Origin of the sequence: Azorhizobium caulinodans ORS 571 (assembly GCF_000010525.1) — a bacterium.
GTDB lineage: Bacteria > Pseudomonadota > Alphaproteobacteria > Rhizobiales > Xanthobacteraceae > Azorhizobium > Azorhizobium caulinodans.
On record NC_009937.1, the window covers coordinates 4690338 to 4712401 of the forward strand.

At 68.0% G+C, this 22064-nt stretch carries 18 protein-coding genes; 6 read left to right on the forward strand and 12 right to left on the reverse strand.

The annotated features are described in order from the left end of the window. The first annotated feature begins 73 nt into the window (after positions 1-73). From treS to AZC_RS21120, 4 genes are all read left to right on the forward strand, one after another. Complete coding sequence (gene treS / locus AZC_RS21105) at positions 74-3382, forward strand: maltose alpha-D-glucosyltransferase (RefSeq protein WP_012172635.1); 3309 nt, start codon at positions 74-76, stop codon at positions 3380-3382. Positions 3383-3458: 76 nt separating this feature from the next. After that, positions 3459-5672, forward strand: a complete 2214-nt coding sequence (glgB, locus tag AZC_RS21110; protein WP_081434071.1) for a 1,4-alpha-glucan branching protein GlgB — start codon at positions 3459-3461, stop codon at positions 5670-5672. Between the two features lie 8 nt (positions 5673-5680). Further along, positions 5681-7741, forward strand: a complete 2061-nt coding sequence (gene malQ / locus AZC_RS21115; protein WP_012172637.1) for a 4-alpha-glucanotransferase — start codon at positions 5681-5683, stop codon at positions 7739-7741. A 152-nt stretch (positions 7742-7893) separates the two neighbouring features. Next, positions 7894-8154: a hypothetical protein gene (locus AZC_RS21120; protein ID WP_043879680.1), complete on the forward strand. Its 261-nt coding sequence runs from the start codon at positions 7894-7896 to the stop codon at positions 8152-8154. A gap of 78 nt (positions 8155-8232) precedes the next feature. Here the strand turns inward: AZC_RS21120 and AZC_RS21125 are convergent, their stop codons facing one another. Continuing rightward, entirely contained in the window at positions 8233-9729 is a 1497-nt protein-coding gene (locus AZC_RS21125; protein WP_012172639.1) for a CoA-acylating methylmalonate-semialdehyde dehydrogenase, read from the reverse strand. Positions 9730-9850: 121 nt separating this feature from the next. On the opposite strand from AZC_RS21125, the gene AZC_RS21130 reads away from it, so the two are divergent. Together AZC_RS21130 and AZC_RS21135 are read left to right on the forward strand one after the other, a co-directional pair. Then, positions 9851-10738 (forward strand): LysR family transcriptional regulator, encoded by an 888-nt coding sequence (locus tag AZC_RS21130; RefSeq protein WP_012172640.1) that lies wholly within the window; start codon positions 9851-9853, stop codon positions 10736-10738. A 143-nt stretch (positions 10739-10881) separates the two neighbouring features. Then, on the forward strand, positions 10882-11415 hold the full coding sequence (locus AZC_RS21135) for a Dps family protein (RefSeq protein WP_043879681.1): 534 nt from the start codon (positions 10882-10884) through the stop codon (positions 11413-11415). A 62-nt stretch (positions 11416-11477) separates the two neighbouring features. Here the strand turns inward: AZC_RS21135 and AZC_RS21140 are convergent, their stop codons facing one another. From AZC_RS21140 to AZC_RS21190, 11 genes are all read right to left on the reverse strand, one after another. Continuing rightward, positions 11478-12395 (reverse strand): DMT family transporter, encoded by a 918-nt coding sequence (locus AZC_RS21140; protein ID WP_043879682.1) that lies wholly within the window; start codon positions 12393-12395, stop codon positions 11478-11480. Positions 12396-12542: 147 nt separating this feature from the next. Next, the gene (locus AZC_RS21145) at positions 12543-13463 is read right to left on the reverse strand and encodes a LysR family transcriptional regulator (protein ID WP_012172643.1); all 921 of its coding nucleotides are present in this window, start codon (positions 13461-13463) and stop codon (positions 12543-12545) included. A gap of 125 nt (positions 13464-13588) precedes the next feature. Continuing rightward, positions 13589-14005 carry a F0F1 ATP synthase subunit epsilon gene (locus AZC_RS21150; protein WP_012172644.1) on the reverse strand — a complete coding sequence of 139 codons (417 nt, stop codon included), beginning with the start codon at positions 14003-14005 and terminating at the stop codon, positions 13589-13591. A 157-nt stretch (positions 14006-14162) separates the two neighbouring features. Continuing rightward, entirely contained in the window at positions 14163-15599 is a 1437-nt protein-coding gene (gene atpD / locus AZC_RS21155; protein WP_012172645.1) for a F0F1 ATP synthase subunit beta, read from the reverse strand. Positions 15600-15636: 37 nt separating this feature from the next. Then, positions 15637-16506, reverse strand: a complete 870-nt coding sequence (locus tag AZC_RS21160; protein ID WP_012172646.1) for a F0F1 ATP synthase subunit gamma — start codon at positions 16504-16506, stop codon at positions 15637-15639. Positions 16507-16544: 38 nt separating this feature from the next. Next, the gene (gene atpA, locus AZC_RS21165) at positions 16545-18077 is read right to left on the reverse strand and encodes a F0F1 ATP synthase subunit alpha (RefSeq protein WP_012172647.1); all 1533 of its coding nucleotides are present in this window, start codon (positions 18075-18077) and stop codon (positions 16545-16547) included. Continuing rightward, complete coding sequence (locus tag AZC_RS21170; protein WP_420794811.1) at positions 18077-18607, reverse strand: F0F1 ATP synthase subunit delta; 531 nt, start codon at positions 18605-18607, stop codon at positions 18077-18079. The genes atpA and AZC_RS21170 overlap by 1 nt, the downstream gene beginning before the upstream one ends. A gap of 458 nt (positions 18608-19065) precedes the next feature. Beyond that, entirely contained in the window at positions 19066-19794 is a 729-nt protein-coding gene (locus AZC_RS21175) for an amino acid ABC transporter ATP-binding protein (protein ID WP_043879683.1), read from the reverse strand. Then, entirely contained in the window at positions 19772-20431 is a 660-nt protein-coding gene (locus tag AZC_RS21180) for an amino acid ABC transporter permease (RefSeq protein WP_012172650.1), read from the reverse strand. Before AZC_RS21180 ends, AZC_RS21175 begins: the two co-directional genes overlap by 23 nt. Beyond that, on the reverse strand, positions 20428-21102 hold the full coding sequence (locus tag AZC_RS21185) for an amino acid ABC transporter permease (RefSeq protein WP_012172651.1): 675 nt from the start codon (positions 21100-21102) through the stop codon (positions 20428-20430). The genes AZC_RS21180 and AZC_RS21185 overlap by 4 nt, the downstream gene beginning before the upstream one ends. A 107-nt stretch (positions 21103-21209) precedes the next feature. Beyond that, the gene (locus AZC_RS21190) at positions 21210-22001 is read right to left on the reverse strand and encodes a transporter substrate-binding domain-containing protein (RefSeq protein WP_081434073.1); all 792 of its coding nucleotides are present in this window, start codon (positions 21999-22001) and stop codon (positions 21210-21212) included. Positions 22002-22064 lie beyond the last annotated feature (63 nt).

A 22064-nucleotide genomic window follows, 5' to 3' on the forward strand; every position in this document is an offset into this window, starting at 1 on the left:
CCTCTCCCCGACCTCCGCCGCCGCTCCCTCGCCGTTCCAGCGGCGCGCCACCCAGACGCGGGGAGGCTGAGCCATGGATGCTGCCGCGCGCCCTGACATGGACCCGCTCTGGTACAAGGATGCGGTCATCTACCAGCTCCATGTGAAGTCGTTCTTCGATTCCAACAATGACGGAATCGGCGACTTCCCCGGCCTCCTCGCCAAGCTGGACTACATCGCCGAACTCGGCGCCGACACAATCTGGCTCCTGCCCTTCTATCCCTCGCCCCGGCGGGACGACGGCTACGACATCTCCCTCTACGAAGGCGTGTCGCCCGACTATGGCACCATGGAGGACGCCCGGCGCTTCATCGAAGCCGCCCATGCCCGCGGCCTTCGCGTCATCACCGAACTCGTCATCAATCATACGTCGGACCAGCATCCCTGGTTCCAGCGCGCCCGCCAGGCCCCGAAGGGCTCGCCCGAGCGGAACTTCTACGTCTGGGCCGATGACGACCAGGGCTATTGCGGCACGCGCATCATCTTCCTCGATACGGAGAAGTCCAACTGGACCTATGATCCGGTCGCGGGCCAGTATTTCTGGCACCGTTTCTATTCCCACCAGCCGGACCTCAACTTCGACAATCCGGAGGTGCTGGAGCGCGTGCTCTCGGTCATGCGCTTCTGGCTGGATATCGGCGTCGATGGCCTGCGGCTCGATGCGGTGCCCTATCTGATCGAGCGCGAAGGCACCTCCAACGAGAACCTGCCCGAGACCCACGAGATCCTGCGCAAGATCCGCACCCATCTCGATGCCAATTATCAGGGCCGCATGCTGCTGGCCGAGGCCAACATGTGGCCGGAGGACACGCAGCAATACTTCGGGCTGAATGCGGACGAATGCCACATGGCGTTCCACTTCCCGCTGATGCCGCGCATGTACATGGCCATCGCCAAGGAAGACCGCTTCCCCATCACCGACATCCTGCGCCAGACGCCGGAAATCCCCGAGACCTGCCAGTGGGCCATCTTCCTGCGCAACCATGATGAGCTGACGCTCGAAATGGTGACGGATTCCGAGCGCGACTATCTCTGGAGCGTCTATGCGGCGGACCGGAGGGCGCGGCTCAATCTCGGCATCCGCCGCCGCCTCGCCCCTCTGCTGGCGCGCGACCGCCGTCGCATCGAATTGATGAACGGCCTCCTCCTCACCATGCCCGGCACGCCCGTCATCTATTATGGCGACGAGATCGGCATGGGGGACAACATCCATCTGGGCGATCGCGACGGCGTGCGCACCCCCATGCAATGGTCGCCGGACCGCAATGGCGGTTTCTCCCGCGCCGACCCCGAGCAACTGGTCCTGCCGCCCATTCAGGATCCGCTCTATGGCTACAATGCCCTGAATGTGGAGGCGCAGACCCGCGACCCGCATTCGCTGCTGAACTGGATGCGCCAGATGCTGGCGATCCGCCGCCGCTCGCGGGCCTTCGGGCGCGGCAGCTTCCGCCTGCTTTATCCCGGCAACCGCAAGATCCTCGCCTATCTACGCGAATATGAGGGCGAGACCATCCTGTGTGTCGCCAACCTCTCCCACACGCTGCAGGCAGTGGAGCTGGACCTTCAGGAATTCGAGCATCGCGTGCCCGTCTCCATGGCGGGCGGAACGCCCTTCCCGCCGGTCGGGCGGCTGCCGTATCTGCTGACCATTCCGCCGTACGGCATGTACGCCTTCCAACTCTCCAAGGACGTGGCGGAGCCATCCTGGCACACCATCCCGCCGGAACAGCTGCCGGAATTCACGACGCTGGTGGTGAAGGAAGGACTGTCGGACGCGCTCGCGGGCCGGAACCTTGCCGTCATCGAGCGCGACGCGCTGCCCGCCTATCTTGACCGGCGCCGCTGGTTCGGCGGACGCAACGAGACCATCACGGGCGCGCGCCTTGCCCTCACCGCGGCGTTGCCGGGCAAGGAGAACGATTTCCAGTTCGCGGACATCGTGGTCGAGCATGGCGGGTCCATCGAGCATTACGCTTTGCCGCTCACCATCGTCTGGGAGGACCAGAACCCGCCTGCCCTTGTTGCCCAGCTGGCCCTGACGCGCGTGCGCAAGGGGCGGCGCGTGGGCTATCTCACCGATGCGCTCACCTCGGACGCTCTGCCCCATGCGCTCGGCCGGGCCCTGCGGCGCAAGGCGGTGATGCCGCTGCCCGACGGCGGCGAACTGCGCTTCGTGCCCACGCGGGCGCTGGGCGAGATCGACATCCCGCCGGACGCGCCCATCGAGCGCAGCGCCGCCGAACGGGCGAATTCCACCATCACCATCGGCACCTCCGCGGTCATCAAGGTCGTCCGCCGCACGGTCTATGGCGGGCATCCCGAGAGCGAGGTGGCCCGCTATCTCACCGAGCGCGGCTATGCCAATACCCCGCCCCTGCTGGGTGAATTGCTGCGGGTCTCGCCGCAGGGCGAAACCGCCCTCCTCGGTCTGATGATGGGTTTCGTCGCCCATCAGGGCGACGGCTGGTCTTGGACGCTCGACCAGTTGCGCCGGGCGCTCGACGAGACCACCGCCACGCCGCAGGACCGGGACGCGCGCTTCGAAGAGCATGTGTCGAGCCTCACGCCCTTCCTGCGCGCCATCGGCCGGCGCCTCGCGGAATTCCACGCCCTGCTCGCCACCGAGAGCGTGTATGAGGCCTTCCTGCCCGCAACCGCCGGGGAAGCGGAGACCGCCGCCTGGGCGGAAGCCGGCTGCCGCGAGATGGGCGAGGCGCTCGATGCCCTGGCCGGGCTACCGGCAGGAGCGGACCGGGAAACACAGGATCTCGCGGCCACCATCCTGGCCGTCCGTGAGCCGCTGATGGCCGCCATCCGGCGCCTCTCGGCGTCGGCGGACGGGGCGCTCCTCATCCGCACCCATGGCGACTTCCACCTCGGCCACGTGCTGGCGGTGGCGGGCGATGCCTATATCGTCGCCTTCGAGGCGGAGCCCTCCCGCCCGCTCGCCGAGCGGCGGGCGAAGAGCAGCCCGTGGCGCGATGTCGCCGATCTCCTGCATTCGCTGGATTTCGCTGCCAGCACGCTGGCCTCCGCATCTTACGAGAATACGGGTGTAGGCGACGGGGGCGAGCGGCTCGGCCTGATCCGCCGGGTGCGCGCGCGGGCGGAACGCGCCTTCCTCAACGGTTATTTTGAAGCGGCTCCCCCCGCCGTGACGCGGGACCGGGCTCTGCTCGATCTCTTCCTGCTCTCGGAAGTGGCCCGCGACATCCGCCGGGAGGCGGCCGAACGGCCGTCCTGGCTCGCGGGTCCGGTCCGGCGCCTGCATGCGCTCGCCGTTCGCCTTGCCGGATGTGAGGACGTGGACACCGAAGCGCCCGTCGCCGGCCAGCCCGCATGAGCGCGGCTGCCGCCCCGGCTCCCTTTCCCGACGCGGCCGCGTGCCGCGTCGGCCCCACATCCATTGGAGAGTGCTCATGACCCTCGCGGACCCCATCGACCGCACGCTTGCGCCCGAAGCCGGCGCCCTCGCGGCGCTGGTCGAGGGCCGCCATGGCGACCCCTTCAGCCTGCTCGGCCGGCACATGGTGGATGGCACGCCCGTCGTGCGCACTTTTCAGCCCGGCGCCGCCGCCGTGGAGGCGCGCGTGGGGCCAGCCGGAATAACCGTGCAACTGGCAAAGATCCACCCCGCCGGCCTGTTCGCCGGCCGGCTGCCGGAGGGCGCAGGCCCCTATCTCCTGCGCATCACCTGGCCGGACGGCACCGTGGAGGAGACCGAGGACCCTTACGCCTTCGGCCCACTGCTGGGCGATCTCGACCTCTATCTGATCGCTGAGGGCACCCATCTCGACCTTTCGGAGACGCTCGGCGCCCATGTGGTGCGGGTCGGAGACGTGGAGGGTGTGCGCTTCGCGCTTTGGGCGCCGAACGCCCGGCGCGTTTCCGTGGTGGGCGATTTCAACTTATGGGACGGCCGCCGCCATCCCATGCGGCTGCGCCAATCGGGCGTGTGGGAAATCTTCCTGCCCGGCGTGCGGGCCGGCGCGCGTTACAAGTTCGAGCTGCTGGGTCCGGACGGCACGCTGCTGCCGCTGAAGGCGGACCCTCTCGCCCGCGCGGCAGAGCTGCCGCCCGCCACCGCCTCCATCGTCAGCAGTCCCGCGCCGTTCCACTGGAGCGACGCGGCATGGATGGCTGGCCGCGCCGGCCGGCAGGGGCCTGAGGCGCCCATCTCCATCTATGAGGTGCATCCCGGCTCCTGGATCCGCATCGAGGCGGACGGCCACCGCAGCCCGAACTGGGATGAACTCGCCGACCGGCTGCTCCCCTATGTGCAGCGGATGGGCTTCACCCACGTGGAGTTCCTGCCCATCATGGAGCACCCCTTCGGTGGCTCCTGGGGCTATCAGCCGCTCGGCCTGTTCGCGCCCACCGCCCGCTTCGGTCCGCCGGAGGCCTTTGCCCGTTTCGTGGACCGCTGCCATGCCGCCGGCATCGGCGTGATCCTCGACTGGGTGCCGGCGCACTTTCCCAATGACGCCCACGGCCTCGGCCATTTCGACGGCACGGCGCTTTATGAGCATGCTGATCCGCGGGAGGGCTTCCACCCCGACTGGAACACGCTGATCTACAATTTCGGGCGGCGCGAGGTGTCCGGCTTCCTCATCGCCTCGGCCCTGGAATGGCTGCGGCGCTTCCATGTGGACGGGCTACGCGTCGATGCGGTGGCCTCGATGCTCTACCGCGACTATTCCCGAAAGCCCGGCGAGTGGGTCCCGAACATCCATGGCGGGCGCGAGAATCTGGAGGCGGTCGCCTTCCTCCAGCGGCTCAACGCCATGGTCGCGGAACAGGCACCGGGCGCGATCGTCATAGCGGAGGAAAGCACCGCGTGGCCCGGCGTCACGGCGCCGGTGAGCGAGGGCGGGCTCGGCTTTTCCTTCAAGTGGAACATGGGCTGGATGCACGACACGCTGCGCTACATCGAGCACGACAGTATCCACCGCCGCCATCACCACGACGACATCACCTTCGGCCTCGTCTACGCTTTCTCCGAGCGCTTCATCCTGCCCATCTCCCACGACGAGGTGGTACACGGCAAAGGCTCGTTGCTGGCCCGCATGCCCGGCGACGACTGGCAGCGCATGGCGAACCTGCGCGCCTATCTCGGGCTCATGTGGGGCCATCCGGGCAAGAAGCTGCTGTTCATGGGCTGCGAGATCGCCCAGCCGGACGAGTGGAACCACGACGGCGTCGTTCCGTGGCATCTGCTGGAGCAGCCTGCCCATGCGGGCATTCAGAAGCTGGTGGCCGACCTCAACGCCACCTATGCGGACCTGCCGGCCCTCCATGCCCGCGACGCGACGCCGGACGGCTTCTCCTGGATCATCGGGGACGACAGCGCCAATTCCGTCTTCGCCTTCTTCCGTCACGCGCCCGGCGCGCCGCCGGTGCTGGTGGTCGCCAACATGACGCCGGTGCCGCGCGAGGCCTATCGCATCGGCGTGCCGGACGGCGGCCCGTGGCGCGAGGCGGTCAATACGGACGCCGCGGCCTATGCTGGCTCGGGCGTGGGCAATGGCGGCACGCTAGAGGCGGAGGCCATCGAGAGCCACGGCCTGCCCTTCAGCCTGTCCCTCACCCTGCCGCCGCTTGCCACCCTCTTCCTGACGCCGCGCCAAGGCTGACCCGACCCATGGACGATACCCTCCACGACCTCGCGCGCGCGGCCGGCGTCTCGCCGCACTGGCACGATGCCTTCGGCCGCCCGCAGACGGTGCCGCCCCATGCCCTGCGCGCCATCCTCGGTGCGCTCGGCTTGCCGGCCAAGACCGATGCGCTGGCGCGCGAGAGCCTTGACGGCCTCCGGCACACGGCGGTCCCCACCCCGCCGCTCGTGACCGGCGACGTGGGCGCGCCCCTGCGCGTGCCCCTGCCCGGCAGCGGGCCGCTGCGCTGGCGCATCACGCTGGAAGATGGTGGGCTGGTGGAGGGCGAGAGCCAAGGCGGCGGGCTCGACCTGCCCGCGCTCAACGTGCCCGGCTATCACAGGCTGGAGGCGGGCGGACTGGACGTGACGCTCGCCATCGCGCCGGAGCGGTGCTCTTCCATCGCCGACGCCACCGGAGACGAACGGGCCCGGCTTTGGGGACTGGGGATCCAGCTCTATGGACTGAAGCGGCCGGGCGACGGCGGCATCGGCGACTTCACCGCCCTGTCCGATTTCGTGCGCCACGCCGCGGGCACCGGTGCCTCGGCCACGGTGCTGAGCCCGGTGCATGCGGCCTTCTCGGCCGATCCGCATCACTTCAGCCCCTATGCACCATCGAGCCGGCTCTTCCTCAACGTGCTGCATGTGGACCCCGCCGGCCTGTTCGGCACCGATGCCGTGCGGCAGGCCGCGGACGCTCTCGCCCTCGGCGGCATACTCTCCGCCTGCGAGAGCGCTCCGCTGGTGGATTGGGTGCGCGCCGGCCCGGCGCGCCTCGCCCTGTTGCGCCGCCTGTTCGACACCGAACTGCCGGCGCGCCCGGATCTCGTTGCCTCCTATGCGGACTTCCGCCGCGCCCAGGGCCAGGCCCTCGAGGACCACGCGCGCTTCGAGGCGCTGCATGCTCATATCTGGGGCTCGGACCTTCACCGCTGGAACTGGCGCACCTGGCCCGGCGAGTACCGCGATGCGACGAGCCCGGCGGTAGCGGCCTTTGCCCGCGAGCACGGATCGGAGGTGGAATTCCACGCCTTCCTGCAATGGGCGGCGGCGCGTGGCCTGGCGAGCGCGCAGGCGGCCGCCCGCGCGGCCGGCATGCCCGTGGGCCTCATCGGCGATCTGGCGGTGGGCTGCGACGGCGGCGGCAGCCAGTGCTGGAGCGCGCCGGACGACATGCTGATCGGCCTCTCCATCGGCGCACCGCCGGACCTGCTCAACTCGCTCGGGCAGGCCTGGGGGCTCGCCGCCTTTTCCCCGCGCGCCCTCGTTGCCTCGGGTTTCCGCTCCTTCATCGCCATGCTGCGCGCCAGCATGGCCCATGTGGGTGGGGTGCGGATCGACCATGTGATGGGCCTGCTGCGCCTGTGGATGGTGCCGGACGGGGCCGATCCGAAGGACGGGGCCTATCTCGCCTACCCCTTCGAGGATCTGATCCGGCTGGTGGCGCTGGAATCCCAGCGCCACCGCACCATCGTGACCGGCGAAGATCTTGGCACCGTGCCCGATGGCTTCCGCGAGACGCTCGCCCGCCGGCAGATCCTCGGCATGCAGGTGCTGTGGTTCGAGCGCGAGGGGCCGCGCTTCAAGACGGCGGGCGAATATCTGCCCACCGCCATGGCGGTCACCGGCACGCACGATTTGCCCACCGTCGCCGGCTGGTGGCGCGGGCGCGACATCGACTGGCGCGCGCCCCTCGGCCTGCTCGGCGAGGGCATAGACGAGCCGGCCGCGCGGGCCGAGCGCGAAGCGGACCGTCACGCCTTGTGGTCGACCATCGGCGACGGCACGCCGCCACCCGCCGCCACCGAGCCGGATGCCGCGGTCGATGCCGCCCTCGGCTTCGTCGGGCGCACGACCGCGCCGCTGGTCATCATCCCGCTGGAGGACGTTCTGGGCGAGAGCGAGCAGCCCAACCTGCCGGGCACCGTGGACGACCATCCCAACTGGCGGCGGCGCCAGCCGGAGGCGACGGCCCAGCTCCTCGACCGGCCGGAGGTGAAACGGCGCGTCGCTTTGCTCGACCAGGCCCGCCAGCCGCTCGCCTGACCCCTCGCGCGCAAGCTTGGCTGAAACCGATCCCGCTGCGGCAGCGTTGTCTTTTGTGAAGGCCGCCTGCCCGCGCTTTCCGGCAAGACGCGCGGGCAGGGACAGGCGACAATGCGGAGGCAGAGCGCCTTCGCGCAGACAAGAGGATGGCCATGACCGCACACGCCACACCGCGCAAGCCGGAACGGGCGCTGGACGAGACGCTGAAGGAAACCTTCCCCGCGAGCGATCCGCCGGCCCCCGGCCACTTCACCGGCGCGGAAGACACACCTGACACGAAGCCTGCGGCCTCCGCCGACAAGGAAGCGGAATCCGACCTGCTGGACGAGGCGCTGGAGGACACGTTTCCCGCCAGCGATCCGCCGGCAATCACGATCAAGCATGGCAAGGACGACGCTGATCCGCGCGACTGACCTTCCGCCCCCGGTTCAATGAAAAAGGCCCCCGCCATGACGACGGGGGCCTTTTCTTGTTTGGTGACCCGATGACCGTCAGGACATCACGGGCATCACGAATTCCGCACCGCCACGCTGGCCGTTGGGCCAGCGCGCCGTGGTGGTCTTGACGCGGGTGTAGAAACCCACGCCCTCCATGCCATAGACGTTGCGATCGCCGAAGATGGACCGCTTCCAGCCGCCGAAGGAGTGGAAGGCCACCGGCACCGGGATCGGCACGTTGATGCCCACCATGCCCGCCTGCACGCCGTAGTCGAAGGCGCGGGCTGTGTCGCCGTCGCGGGTGAAGATGGCGGTGCCGTTGCCATATTCGTGCTCGTTCACGAGCTTCAAGGCATCATCGAATGCCGGCACGCGGACCACGGAAAGGACGGGACCGAAGATCTCTTCCTTGTAGATGCGCATGTCCGGCGTGACGTCGTCGAACAGGCAGCCGCCGATATAATAGCCGTTCTCGTGGCCCTGGAGCTTCAGACCGCGCCCGTCCACCACGAGCTTGGCGCCTTCGGTGACGCCGAGGTCGACATAGCCGGACACCTTGGCGAGGTGCTCCCTGGTGATGAGCGGGCCCATCTCACTGTCCGGATCGGTGCCGGGACCGACCTTGAGCGCCCGCACGCGGGGCTCCAGCTTCTCCATCAGCGCATCGCCGATGCCGCCCACGGCCACCGCCACGGACACCGCCATGCAGCGCTCGCCGGCCGAGCCATAGCCCGCGCCCATGAGCGCATCCACCGTCTTGTCGAGATCGGCGTCGGGCATCACCACGAGGTGGTTCTTGGCGCCGCAGAGCGCCTGCGCGCGCTTTCCGTGGGCGCAGGCGGTGCGATAGACATATTCACCGACCGCCGTGGAGCCGACGAAGCTCACCGCCGCGACCTTCGGATGCGTCAGGAGGGCGTCCACGGCTTCCTTGTCGCCGTTGACGACGTTGAACACGCCCTTGGGCAGGCCGGCTTCCGCCAGCAGTTCCGCCAGCACCAGCGCCGTGGACGGATCCTTCTCGGAGGGCTTCAGCACGAAGGTGTTGCCGCAGGCGATGGCCACCGGGAACATCCACATGGGCACCATGGCCGGGAAGTTGAACGGCGTGATGCCCGCGCACACGCCCACCGGGTGGCGCTGCGAGAAGACATCGATGCCGCGCCCGACCTGATCGGAGAACTCGCCCTTCAGCAGATGCGGGATGCCGCAGGCGAACTCCACCACCTCGAGACCGCGGATGAGTTCTCCCTTGGCGTCCTCCACCGTCTTGCCGTGCTCGCGGGTGATGAGGACGGCGAGACGGTCCAGATTGCGGTCCAGCAGTTCCTTGAAGCGGAACATGATGCGGGCGCGGCTGAGCGCCGGTGTCGCGGCCCAGGCCGGGAGAGCGGCGGCGGCGGCGCGCACCGCCTCGTCCACGCGGGCGGCGCTCGCCAGCAGCACGGTGCCGATCTGCTCGCCCGTGGCGGGCGTGAAGGTGGGCGCGCTGCGCTCGCCGGCGCCAGCGCCGATCGCCTGACCGTTGATGTAATGGCCGATGGTGTCCATGCCCGCCGTTCCTTCAGGAATCTGGGTTGAGGGGTGAAGGGTCGGGCGCACTGTCGGTCTGGCATCCGCGCGGATCAACGGGTAAGACAGCCCAACAATTATGCGGATATAGGCGTACCCCATGAACTGGGACCATGCCCGCGTCTTCCTCGCCGTGGCGCGGGAGGGGCAGATGCTGGGGGCGGCACGCAAGCTCGGCCTCGACCACGCCACCGTCACCCGTCGGCTGAACGCGCTGGAGGCGGAGCTCGGCGCCAAGGTGTTCGAGCGCAGCCCAACCGGCTGCGCTCCGACACCGGCGGGCGAGCAGTTGCTTGCCATTGCCGAGCGGGTGGAAAGCGAGATGGTGAAAGCCCAGTCGCTGCTGGGCAATGCGGACCTCACCCTCTCCGGCACGGTGCGCATCGGCGCGCCGGACGGCTTCGGCACCTATTTCCTGGCCGCCCGCCTTGCCGCCTTCGCGACCCTCCATCCCGATCTCGTCATCCAGCTGGTGCCCCTGCCCCGCACCTTCTCCTTGTCCCGGCGCGAGGCGGACATTGCGGTGGTGCTGGACCGGCCGCGCACGGGGCGGCTCGTGGGGCGCAAGCTCACCGGCTATTCGCTCAGCCTCTATGCCGCGCGCGCGCACCTCGACCGCTTCGGCCCCATCGAGACGCCGGAGGATCTGAAGGACCGGATGGCGGTGACCTATGTGCAGGATCTCACCTACAGCCCCGGCCTCGATTATATGGAGGCACTGACTGGCCTCTGCGCCCGGCGCTTCGAATGTGCCAGCGTCGCCGGCCAGATGGAGGCGGTGCGCGCGGGCGTCGGCATCGGCATCCTGCACGATTATGCGGCCGCCCCGGACGCGGACCTCGTGCCCGTGCTCCCCCAGATGCGCTTCGAGCGCGCCTACTGGCTGGCGGTCCATGCGGACATGCGCGGGCTCAAGCGTATCGAGGAGGTCGAGCGCTTCATCACGACCGAGGTTCAGGCGGCGCGGCGGACCTTTCTCGCCCGCTGAGCGCAGAGCGCACGGCCCCGCGGCAAGGAATGCTGCGATCGAACAATATTGCTCCGCTGACGTTCTCTAGGGTCGTAACCGGACCGGTTCACGGAGCCCGCCCGCCGGCGGCGCTCCGCGCGCTTGCCTCAGGAGACATTGCCATGCCCGCGACCAAAGCCGCGCCGAAGTCCCGCCAGACGGCGGCACTCCAGACGCCTTCCAACCTGCCCACCAACGCCACCAAGGACATCGCCGCCGCGCTCACCACGCTGCTGGCCGACACCTTCGCCCTCTATCTGAAGACGAAGAACTTCCACTGGCATATGTCCGGCCCGCATTTCCGCGACTATCACCTGCTGCTGGACGAGCAGGCGGACCAGATCTTCGCCATGACCGATGACGTGGCCGAGCGCGCGCGCAAGATCGGCGGCACCACGCTGCGCTCGCTGGGTCATGCCACCCGCCTCCAGCGCATCGAGGACAATGATGCGGAGTATGTGACGCCCCTCGACATGCTGGCCGAGCTGCGCGACGACAATCTCCAGTTCACCGCCTTCCTGCGCGAGACCCACGACCTGTGCGACGAACACAATGACGTCGCGACGGCGAGCCTGATCGAAAACTGGATCGACGAGGCGGAGCGCCGCACGTGGTTCCTCTACGAGACCACCCGCACCCACTCCGAGCCGGCCTGATCTCAGGCTCTCGAAGACCCCAGCATGCACCGCCGGCAGGTCATCCTGCCGGCGTTTCCATGTCAGGCGCGCGCCCGTGACAGCGCGCCGCTCGCGGCGACGACGCCGGCGACGATGAAGCCGCAGCCGACCAGTTCCTCCAGCTGCGGATGCTCGCCGAGCAGCAGCGTTGCTGTCAGAAGCGCCGCCGGCGGGGTGAGTGCGGTCAGGGCCGTCGCCCGTGCCGGCCCGAGATGCCGGACGGCGGTCGTATAGGTGAGCAGCGAGACCACGCCCGCCAGCAGGCCTTGTGTGACCAGTTGCTGCGCCAGCAGCGTCACCGGCGTCGCCTGCACGGCGGTCCAGATGTTGCCGGCCTCGAACGGCAGCAGGACCACCAGCGACCAGACCCCCACGAAGGCCGCCGCCTCGATGCCGCTGAGGCGGCTGTAGCGGAAGGCGACCGTATAGAGCGACCAGGCGAAGGCGGCGCCGAGAATGGCGAGGGCGCCCCGCCATGTGTCCCCCGTCAGCGAGGCGATGCCCTCACCGCTGATGGCGAGCACACCGAGCGTGATGAGGGCGATACCGAGGATGCGCAGCGGCGTGAGCCGCTCCCGGAGCACCACGGCCGAAAGAATGCCGATAAAGAGCGGCAGCGTGCCCGCCAGCAGCGGCCCGGCGGTGGAGACCGGCGCAAAATGCAGCCCCCAGAGCACGAGGAACTGATAGGGCAGCCCCGCCGCCATGAGGCCAAGCAAGGCCAGCGGCGGTGACTGGCGCGGAAACAGGCGGAAGCGCCACCAGAAGGGGGCGAGCAGCAGCGTCGCCGTACCGAAGCGGATGAAGGCCAGAAGTTCTGGTGCCAAGGGCGTGCGCCCATGCATGGCGACGCGGGTGGTGGTGATCCAGGTGGTCCAGATGGCCACGGTGACGAGCGCGCCGAGAAGCCCCAGGCGGAACGAGGGCGCCGGGCCGGCGGATGGGGCGGAAAGGCGCATGATGCAACTTTCGGGGAGGGCGGGCCGCGCCACGATTCGCGCGGCCGTGTTGCACCGCAACTTGGTGGCTTCCGCCGGTGGGCACCACCGACGCTGCGGCATTGCTCGGGCTTGCGCCATGCGCCCGGCGCTGGAGCGGTAAGCCGTTCAGGCCCCTGCCGTTTTCGCTTCCTTGCATGCCTGCGCCTGAAAGCGGCGGATGAGCCAGCTTCCGGCCGGGCCGGGAGGGGCTCCGCTGCGGTGGATGGCCTGGAGCGGATAGGAGATCGCCCGCATGTCCGGCAGGTCGAGCCGCACCAGGCGGCCGGCGGCGAGATCCTCGCGGATCATCGGCTCCGGCATGTTGCCCCAGCCGACCCCCTCGCGCAGCAGCATGTGCTTGGAGCCGAGATCCGCGAGCCGCCATGTGCGGGTGCCGAGCACGGCGAACTCCTGGCCTTCGGTGAGGCGCGAGCGGTCGGTGAGGACAAGCTGTACGTGGTCGCGCCCGGCGCCGGGCGCATTGTGGGCCGCTCGGGCCAGCGGATGGTCCGGGGCCGCCACAGGCACCAGTTCCACCGCCCCGATGGAGATGCGCTCGACATTGTCGGGCAGCGCCAGCACGGCGCCGGAGACGCCGAGGCTGGCCCGGCCGCTCACTACCATCTCGCCCACCGCGCCGAGAGCCTCCACATAGAGGCGTAGCGTCACCGTTGGAAAGGCCTCCGCGAAGCCTTTCAGGGCATCGACGACGCGGGCGGCGGGCAGCATGACGTCGAGGGCGAGATGCACCTCCGGCTCAAGGCCCTCCAGCAGTCCCTTCACCTTGGCGCGCAGGCCGTCCATCCCATTGGCGACGGTGCGCGCCTCCACCAGCACCGCCCGGCCCGCCTCGGTGAGTTCCGGCGTCTTGGCATGGGTGCGGTCGAAGAGGGCGACGCCGAGCTGGGTCTCCAGATTGGTGATGGCGTAGCTGACCACCGACGTCGCGCGGCCGAGGCGACGGGCCGCCGCCGTGAAGCTGCCGGCATCCACCACCGCGAGGAACACGCGGAGCTGGTCGAAGGTGGGCGTGCCGGTCTGGGTCATGGAAGCGTCCTCGAACGGCCGATCATAGCCGGCGACGAGCGCAAACGGACGGCCGTCCGCCGCGTCACCCGAAACGCAAAACGGCCCCGCAAGGGGGCCGCTTCACAAACGCCGGTGGCGGAAAATCAGTGCGCGGTGGGCGCGGCGCCGTCGAGAAGGGCGGCCACCTGCTGGAGGTCGGCGAGGTTGCTCGCCGCCTTCTGGCGGGCTTCGTCCGACTTGGCATCCGCCACGTCTTCCTGCGCATTCTTGATGAGCTGCTGGAGCTCCGCGCGGTCGAAGCTCTCCACCGGGGTCGCCTGCTCGGCCAGGACCGTGAGGCCGGCCGGATTGGCCTCGGCGAAGCCGCCGCGCACGAACAGGCGCTTGTCGGCGCCCTCACCCTTGATGGTGAGGATGCCGGCGCTCAGCGTGGAGATGAACGGGGCATGGCCCGCCATCACGCCGAACTGGCCCTCGCTGCCGGGCACCACCACCTCGGTGACCTGCCCGGAGAACACGAGCCGCTCCGGCGACACAAGCTCGAAAGAAAAGGTGGCCATCTTCATTCTCCGACCTGAGCGATGCCGTCCATCCAACGACGGCGCCGGTCACCCGGTTTCGCCCCGCGGGGTCTCGCCCCTTTATGCCGCAACCGCCGGACACGAGGTCCGGCGGTTCAATCTCTCGGGCACCGAAAGGCGCCCCGAACCATCAGGCTCAGGCGGCCTCGGCGGCCAGCTTCTTGCCCTTCTCGATGGCTTCTTCGATGGTGCCGACCATGTAGAAGGCCTGCTCGGGCAGGTGGTCGTACTTGCCTTCCACCAGGCCCTTGAAGCCCTTGATGGTGTCGGCGAGGTCGACCAGCTTGCCGGGCGAACCGGTGAACACTTCCGCCACGTGGAAGGGCTGGGACAGGAAGCGCTCGATCTTGCGGGCGCGGGCCACGGTGAGCTTGTCCTCTTCGGAGAGCTCGTCCATGCCCAGGATCGCGATGATGTCCTGCAGCGCCTTGTAGCGCTGGAGCGTCTGCTGCACCTGACGCGCCACATTGTAGTGCTCCTCGCCGATGACCAGCGGGGAGAGGATGCGCGAGGTGGAGTCCAGCGGGTCCACCGCCGGGTAGATGCCCTTTTCCGCGATGGAACGGGACAGCACGGTGGTGGCGTCCAGATGGGCGAAGGAGGCGGCAGGCGCCGGGTCGGTCAGGTCGTCGGCGGGCACGTAGATGGCCTGCACCGAGGTGATCGAACCCTTGGTGGTGGTGGTGATGCGCTCCTGGAGGGCGCCCATGTCGGTGGCGAGCGTCGGCTGATAGCCCACCGCCGAGGGAATGCGACCGAGGAGCGCCGACACTTCCGAGCCGGCCTGGGTGAAGCGGAAGATGTTGTCCACGAAGAACAGCACGTCCTGGCCCTGGTCGCGGAAGTGCTCGGCGACGGTGAGGCCGGTGAGCGCGACGCGGGCGCGGGCGCCCGGAGGCTCGTTCATCTGGCCGTACACGAGGGCGCACTTGGAGCCGGCGGACGAGCCGTTGTTCTCGTGCGGGTCCACGTTCACCTTGGACTCGATCATCTCGTGATAGAGATCGTTGCCCTCGCGGGTGCGCTCACCGACGCCGGCGAACACGGAGTAGCCGCCGTGCGCCTTCGCGATGTTGTTGATGAGCTCCATGATGAGCACGGTCTTGCCCACGCCGGCGCCGCCGAACAGGCCGATCTTGCCGCCCTTGGAATAAGGCGCCAGCAGGTCCACCACCTTGATGCCCGTGACGAGCATCTCGGCTTCCGTGGACTGCTCGGAATAGGACGGAGCCTGCTGGTGAATGGCGCGCTTGGCCTCGCCGACCACCGGGCCGAGCTCGTCCACAGCTTCGCCGATCACGTTCATGATGCGGCCGAGGGTCGCCTCGCCCACCGGCACCATGATCGGGCCGCCGGTGTCTTCCACGGCCTGGCCACGCACTAGACCCTCGGTGGAGTCCATGGCGATGGTGCGGACGGTGTTCTCGCCGAGGTGCTGGGCGACCTCGAGCACGAGGCGGTTGCCCTGATTGGTCGTCTCGAGGGCGTTCAGGATTTCCGGCAGGTGGGAATCGAACTGCACGTCGACGACGGCGCCGATGACCTGGGTGATGCGTCCGCTCTTGTTCGCCATATTCGTACGTCCTTTTATCCTTGAGGCCGCGCCGCCGTCAGACCGCTTCCGCGCCGGAGATGATCTCGATGAGTTCCTTCGTGATCATGGCCTGGCGGGTGCGGTTGTAGATCAGCGTCTGCTTCTTGATCATGTCGCCCGCGTTGCGCGTGGCGTTGTCCATGGCGCTCATCTGCGAGCCGTAGAAGGAGGCCTGGTTTTCCAGGAGCGCGCGGAAGATCTGCACCGCCACGTTGCGGGGCAGGAGATCGGCAAGGATCTCGCTCTCTTCGGGTTCGTAGTCATAGACCGCGCTCGGACCCTCGGCCTTCTCGAAGGTCGCGGGAATGATCTGCTGGGCGGTGGGCACCTGCGAGATCACGCTCTTGAAGTGCGAGAAGAACAGGGTGCAGACATCGAACTCGCCCTTGTTGAAGCGGTCGATGATCTTCTCGGCGATGTCATGGGCGTTCACGAAGCCCAGGTTACGCACCGAGCGCAGGTCCACCAGTTCGACGATCTGGCCCGGATAGAGCCGGCGCAGCTGGTCGTAGCCCTTGCGGCCGACGCAGAAGAACTTCACGTCCTTGCCCTGGCCGATCAGGAGGTTCGCCCGCTCGCGCACGGCGCGGACGATGTTGGTGTTGAACGCACCGCACAGGCCGCGCTCCGAGGTGCAGACGAGAAGCAGGTGCTTCTCGTCCTTGCCCGTGCCGGACAGCAGCAGCGGCGTGTCCGCGCTCAGGGTCACGCCGGACGCGATGTTGCCGAGCACGCTGTCCATCCGCTCCGCATAGGGGCGGGCGGCTTCCGCGGCCATCTGGGCGCGACGCAGCTTCGCCGCGGCGACCATCTGCATCGCCTTGGTGATCTTCTGCGTCGCCTTCACAGAGGCGATGCGGTTACGGAGGTCTTTCAGGCTCGCCATCGCACCCGTCCCTTTGCGTCAGAGGTCCAGAGAAACGATCAGGCGAAGCTCTTGGCGAAGGCGTCGAGGGCCTTCGTCAGGTTCGCGATCGAGTCCTTGGACAGCTCCTTGGAGGTCCGGATGGTGTCGAGCAGATCCTGGTGCTGCGTGCGCATGGCCAGCAGGAAGCCCGCCTCGAACTCCCGCACCTTGTTCAGGGGCAGGTTGTCAAGATAGCCGTTGGTGCCGGCGTAGATCACCACCACCTGCTCTTCCACCTTGAGGGGGGAGAACTGGCTCTGCTTCAGGAGCTCGGTGAGACGGGCGCCGCGGTTCAGCAGCTTCTGCGTCGAGGCGTCGAGGTCCGAGCCGAACTGGGCGAAGGCCGCCAGCTCGCGATACTGGGCGAGCTCACCCTTGATCTTGCCCGCCACCTGCTTCATCGCCTTGATCTGGGCCGAGGAGCCCACGCGCGACACCGAGAGGCCGACGTTCACCGCCGGGCGGATGCCCTGGTAGAACAGGTCGGACTCAAGGAAGATCTGGCCGTCGGTGATCGAGATCACGTTGGTCGGGATGTAGGCCGACACGTCGTTCGCCTGGGTCTCGATGACCGGGAGGGCGGTCAGCGAACCGGCGCCGTTCTCGTCATTGAGCTTGGCGGCGCGCTCGAGCAGGCGGGAGTGGAGGTAGAACACGTCGCCGGGATAGGCTTCGCGGCCCGGCGGGCGGCGCAGCAGCAGCGACATCTGACGATAGGCCACGGCCTGCTTGGACAGGTCGTCGTGGATGATCAGGGCGTGCATGCCGTTGTCGCGGAAATACTCGCCCATGGCGGTGCCGGCGAAGGGCGCCAGGAACTGCATGGGGGCCGGATCGGACGCGGTGGCCGCGACGACGATCGAGTACTCAAGCGCGCCCTGCTCTTCCAGCACCTTCACGAACTGGGCGACGGTGGAGCGCTTCTGGCCGACGGCGACGTACACGCAGTAGAGCTTCTGGCTCTCGGGCGCGCCGGCGACGTTCAGGGGCTTCTGGTTGAGGATGGCGTCGAGCGCCACGGCGGTCTTGCCGGTCTGGCGGTCGCCGATGATGAGCTCGCGCTGGCCACGGCCGATCGGGATCAGGGCGTCGATCGCCTTAAGGCCGGTCTGCATGGGCTCGTGCACGGACTTGCGCGGGATGATGCCCGGCGCCTTCACGTCCACGCGGCGGCGCTCGGTGGCCTCGATCGGGCCCTTGCCGTCGATCGGGTTGCCGAGGGCGTCCACGACGCGGCCGAGGAGGCCACGTCCGACCGGCACGTCCACGATGGCGCCGGTGCGCTTGACGGTCTGGCCTTCCTTGATGTCGCGGTCGGAGCCGAAGATCACGACGCCGACGTTGTCGATTTCGAGGTTCAGCGCCATGCCGCGCGTGCCGTTCTCGAACTCGACCATCTCGCCCGCCTGGACGTTGTCGAGGCCGTAGACGCGCGCGATGCCGTCGCCGACGGACAGAACCTGACCCACCTCGGAGACTTCCGCCTCACGGCCGAAGTTCTGGATCTGCTCCTTGAGGATCGCGGAGATTTCAGCGGCTCGAATGTCCATCAGCGGACCTCTTTCATCGCATGCCGGATAGAATTGAGTTTGGTCTTGAGAGAGGCGTCGACCATGCGTGAGCCGAGCTTCACAATGAGACCACCGAGGATGGACGGATCGACGGTGACGTCGAGGCTCACGTCCTTGCCGGTCTGCTGCGCGAGCGCCTCTTTCAGCGCCGCCTGATGCGCGTCATTCAGCGGCTCGGCCACGGTGACCTTGGCCACCGTCTGCCCGCGCTTGGCGGCCACGAGGGCCGCGAACGCATCGAACATGGAGGGGAGCGCGAAGAGGCGGCGATTCTGCGCCACCAGCTTCACGAAATTCGCTGCAATGCCGGTGATGCCGGCCGCGGCCAGAACCGCGCCCACCGCCTTCACCTGCTCTTCGGCGGTGAAGACGGGGCTCTTCACAAGGCGTTCCAGATCCGCGCTTTCCGCGATCAGGCCCTTCAACCGGTCCAGATCCGCCGCCACGGCGTCGGTGGAGCCGGCCTCTTCGGCCAACTCGAACAGAGCGGTTGCATAGCGCCCCGCCATGCCTGACACGATCGTCTCCACCAGCCGCACCTCTCTCGATCTGCCCGAACCGCGCGACTTCATCGCGGAAGTCACCGGCCAAGCCCTTGATCTGTAGGGAAGATTTTTCTTGGCTCCAGAACCGCACTAAGTGCTGTGTCCCGAGCGTCGCGGGTTCCCTAACACACGCGCTTTCGTGCGGCAACACGGTCAAAATCTGGCAAGCCAGTGCTGCATTGACGCACCGCACGAGACATAGCCGCGCATTGGCAATTCCCATAGGGGATTTCCCCCCCGTCGCGCCAGAGGCAAATGCAACGTGTGATGTGGAGAGCCGCCCCCTCCGCCCCCTGTGTCAGGGGCACGAATGCCTTATCCTGCGGTCACTTAGCCGGCATCCGCGGGCACAGCACCGGGGTGCCGCTTGGGCACGGGCCATGGAACCCGCACGCCCGCTCGCCCGCCAACGGAGGAGCCCCTCAGGCGTTCATGCCGAGGAACTGCTGCAGCTCAGGCGTCTGTGGATTGCTGAACACCTCTTCCGGCGGGCCGATCTCGTGGACCCGCCCCTGGTGCATGAAAACCACACGGTCGCACACCTCGCGCGCGAAGCGCATCTCATGCGTAACCATGAGGAGCGTCATGCCCTCCTGCGCCAGCTTGCCCACCACCTGGAGCACCTCGTTCACCAGTTCCGGGTCGAGGGCGGAGGTGATCTCGTCGCAGAGCAGCGCGAGCGGCTGCATGGCCAGCGCACGGGCGATCGCCACGCGCTGCTGCTGGCCGCCGGAGAGTTCGTCCGGATAGGCGTCGAACTTGTGGCCGAGGCCCACCTGTTCGAGTCGCAGACGCGCCTCCTTCTCCGCCTCGGCGGCGGAGACCTTCTTCACCACCATGGGCGAGAGCATCACGTTGCGCCCGGCGGTGAGGTGCGGGAACAGGTTGAACTGCTGGAAGATCATGCCGACCTTCAGCCGCAGCGCCCGCAGATGCGCGTCGTCGGGGGCGAGATGGGCGCCGGCCACGAGGATCGAGCCGGAATCGATGGATTCGAGGCCGTTGATGCAGCGCAGGAGCGTGGACTTGCCCGAGCCGCTCTTGCCGATGATGGCGATCACCTCGCCGGCCTGAACGTCGAGATTGATGCCCTTCAGCACCTCATTGTCGCCGAAGCGCTTGCGCACCTCAGTGATTGCGATGAGCGACATTCAGCTTCCTTTCCAGGATCTGGCTGCTCTTGGACAAAGGCCAGCAGAGCGCGAAATAGATGAGGGCGGCGAGGCCGTAGACCACGAAGGGCTGGAAGGTGGCGTTGGTGATCATGGTGGAGGCCTTGGAGAGCTCCACGAAGCCGATGATCGAGGTGAGCGCCGTGCCCTTCACCACCTGCACCGAGAAGCCGACCGTCGGCGGCACGGCGATGCGCAGCGCCTGCGGCAGCACCACATGGCGCATCTGCTCGAAATAGGTCATGGCGAGGCTGGCGGAGGCCTCCCACTGGCCGCGCGGGACGGATTCCACACAGCCGCGCCAGATCTCGGCGAGGAAGGCCGAGGTCCAGAGCGTCAGCGACAGGCCGGCGGCGAACCAGGGCGGCACGTCGAAGCCCAGCAGCGACAGGCCGAAGAAGGAGAGGAAGAGCTGCATCAGCAGCGGCGTGCCCTGGATGAGCTCGATATAGAGCATGGCCGCGCGCCGCAGCCCACGGCTGCGGCCGGTGCGCAGGAACAGGATGGCGAGCCCCACGATGCCGCCGCCCACGAAGGCGACCAGCGAGAGCAGCACCGTCCATTCCGCCGCCAGCAGCAGGTTGCGCAGGATGTCCCAGGTGGTGAACTGGATCATCGGGCAGCCCTCCGGCGCGGGAAGAGAAGGGTGCCGAGCGCGCGCATCACCTGCCGCAGCACGAGGGCCAGCACCAGATAGAGGATGGTGGCGAGGATATAGACCTCGAAAGCGCGGAAGGTGCGCGACTGGATGAACTGCGCAGCGAAGGTGATGTCCTCCACCGCGATCTGCGAGCACACCGCCGAGCCGAACATGACGATGACGATCTGCGAGGAGAGCGCCGGCCAGATGCGCTGGAGCGCGGGCACCAGCACCACATGGCGGAAGGTCTGGATGCGCGTCATGGCCAGGCTTGCCCCCGCCTCGAACTGGCCGCGCGGGGTCGCCTCGATGCCGGCCCGGATGATCTCGCAGCCATAGGCACCGAGATTGATGACCATGGCGAAGATGGCCGCCTGCATCTCGGTCAGCGAGACGCCGAGCGAGGGCAGGCCGAAGAAGATGAAGAAGAGCTGGATCAGGAAGGGCGTGTTCCGGATCAGCTCCACATAAAGCACCACCGGCGGGCGCAGCCATTTCGGTCCGAGGCTGCGCGCCCAGGCGCAGACGATGCCGAACAGCACGCCGAGCACGCCGCCCACCACCGTCAGTTCGACGGTGATGCCGACACCCTTCGCGATGAGCGGCGTATAGGGGACGATCGCCCCGTAATCGAAGGTATAGGCCATGCGTCAGCAACCTGCCGGGGCGGAGCCGCGCCGGGCGGAAGGACCGGCGCGCGGAGCTTCAGGGGAAGGCGGCCGGCGCGGACCACGGGTCCGAACCGGCCGGACGGTCAGAAGCCAGCAGGCAGCGGATAGCCGAGCCACTTCTGGGAGATGGCATTGAGCGCCCCGTCCGCCTTGGCGGCGGTGATGATGGCGTTCACCTTCTCCAGCAGCTTGGGCTCATCCTTGTTGAGGCCGACGTAGCAGGGCGAATCCTTGATGAGGAACTTCACCTCCGGCTTGCGCGGCGGGTTGCGCGCCAGGATGGCGGCGGCCGTCACGTTGCCGGTCACGATCACCTTCACCTGGCCGGAGAGAAAGGCGGAGATGGTGGCGTTGTTGTCCTCGAACCGCTTGATGTCGGCGGTGGCGGGGGCAATCTTCGAGAGCTCGATGTCCTCGTTGGCGCCGCGGGTGACGCCCACGGTGAGGCCCGCCAGTTCTTCCGGCTTCGTCACCTTCACGTCCGCCGGGGCGAAGGCGCCGTTGAAGAAGGGCGCATAGGCGACCGAGAAATCCATCACCTTCTCGCGGTCCGGATTCTTGCCGAGGCTCGAGATGACGAGATCGACCTTCTTCGTCTGCAGATAGGGGATGCGGTTGGCGCTGGTCACCGGCACCAGTTCGGCCTTCACGCCCAGCTTCTGGGCGATGAGGTTGGCCATGTCGATGTCATAGCCCACCGGCTTCAGATCCGGCCCGACCGAACCGAAGGGCGGGAAATCCTGCGGCACGGCAATCTTGATGACGCCGGCCTTCATGATGTCGTCCAGCGCGTCGGCACGGGCCGGCAGCGCGGTCAGGGAAACGGCCGCAAGGCCAAGGCCCGCAAGGACGAGGGTACGGCGGTCCAAACGCATAAATCTCTCCCGATCTGATGCCTCATCGGGAGCAAGGGCCGTGCCAGCCCGTTTTCCACGCAT

What these genes read in the sequence shown, in the direction of transcription:
- AZC_RS21135 (WP_043879681.1), top strand. Translation starts at nt 10,882, where the DNA reads ATGCCCGCGACCAAAGCCGCGCCGAAGTCCCGCCAGACGGCGGCACTC.
- AZC_RS21180 (WP_012172650.1), bottom strand. Translation starts at nt 20,431, where the DNA reads ATGATCCAGTTCACCACCTGGGACATCCTGCGCAACCTGCTGCTGGCG.
- malQ (WP_012172637.1), top strand. Translation starts at nt 5,681, where the DNA reads ATGGACGATACCCTCCACGACCTCGCGCGCGCGGCCGGCGTCTCGCCG.
- atpA (WP_012172647.1), bottom strand. Translation starts at nt 18,077, where the DNA reads ATGGACATTCGAGCCGCTGAAATCTCCGCGATCCTCAAGGAGCAGATC.
- AZC_RS21160 (WP_012172646.1), bottom strand. Translation starts at nt 16,506, where the DNA reads ATGGCGAGCCTGAAAGACCTCCGTAACCGCATCGCCTCTGTGAAGGCG.
- glgB (WP_081434071.1), top strand. Translation starts at nt 3,459, where the DNA reads ATGACCCTCGCGGACCCCATCGACCGCACGCTTGCGCCCGAAGCCGGC.
- AZC_RS21125 (WP_012172639.1), bottom strand. Translation starts at nt 9,729, where the DNA reads ATGGACACCATCGGCCATTACATCAACGGTCAGGCGATCGGCGCTGGC.
- AZC_RS21170 (WP_420794811.1), bottom strand. Translation starts at nt 18,607, where the DNA reads ATGGCGGGGCGCTATGCAACCGCTCTGTTCGAGTTGGCCGAAGAGGCC.
- AZC_RS21120 (WP_043879680.1), top strand. Translation starts at nt 7,894, where the DNA reads ATGACCGCACACGCCACACCGCGCAAGCCGGAACGGGCGCTGGACGAG.
- AZC_RS21150 (WP_012172644.1), bottom strand. Translation starts at nt 14,005, where the DNA reads ATGGCCACCTTTTCTTTCGAGCTTGTGTCGCCGGAGCGGCTCGTGTTC.
- AZC_RS21190 (WP_081434073.1), bottom strand. Translation starts at nt 22,001, where the DNA reads ATGCGTTTGGACCGCCGTACCCTCGTCCTTGCGGGCCTTGGCCTTGCG.
- atpD (WP_012172645.1), bottom strand. Translation starts at nt 15,599, where the DNA reads ATGGCGAACAAGAGCGGACGCATCACCCAGGTCATCGGCGCCGTCGTC.
- AZC_RS21140 (WP_043879682.1), bottom strand. Translation starts at nt 12,395, where the DNA reads ATGCGCCTTTCCGCCCCATCCGCCGGCCCGGCGCCCTCGTTCCGCCTG.
- treS (WP_012172635.1), top strand. Translation starts at nt 74, where the DNA reads ATGGATGCTGCCGCGCGCCCTGACATGGACCCGCTCTGGTACAAGGAT.
- AZC_RS21145 (WP_012172643.1), bottom strand. Translation starts at nt 13,463, where the DNA reads ATGACCCAGACCGGCACGCCCACCTTCGACCAGCTCCGCGTGTTCCTC.
- AZC_RS21130 (WP_012172640.1), top strand. Translation starts at nt 9,851, where the DNA reads ATGAACTGGGACCATGCCCGCGTCTTCCTCGCCGTGGCGCGGGAGGGG.
- AZC_RS21185 (WP_012172651.1), bottom strand. Translation starts at nt 21,102, where the DNA reads ATGGCCTATACCTTCGATTACGGGGCGATCGTCCCCTATACGCCGCTC.
- AZC_RS21175 (WP_043879683.1), bottom strand. Translation starts at nt 19,794, where the DNA reads ATGTCGCTCATCGCAATCACTGAGGTGCGCAAGCGCTTCGGCGACAAT.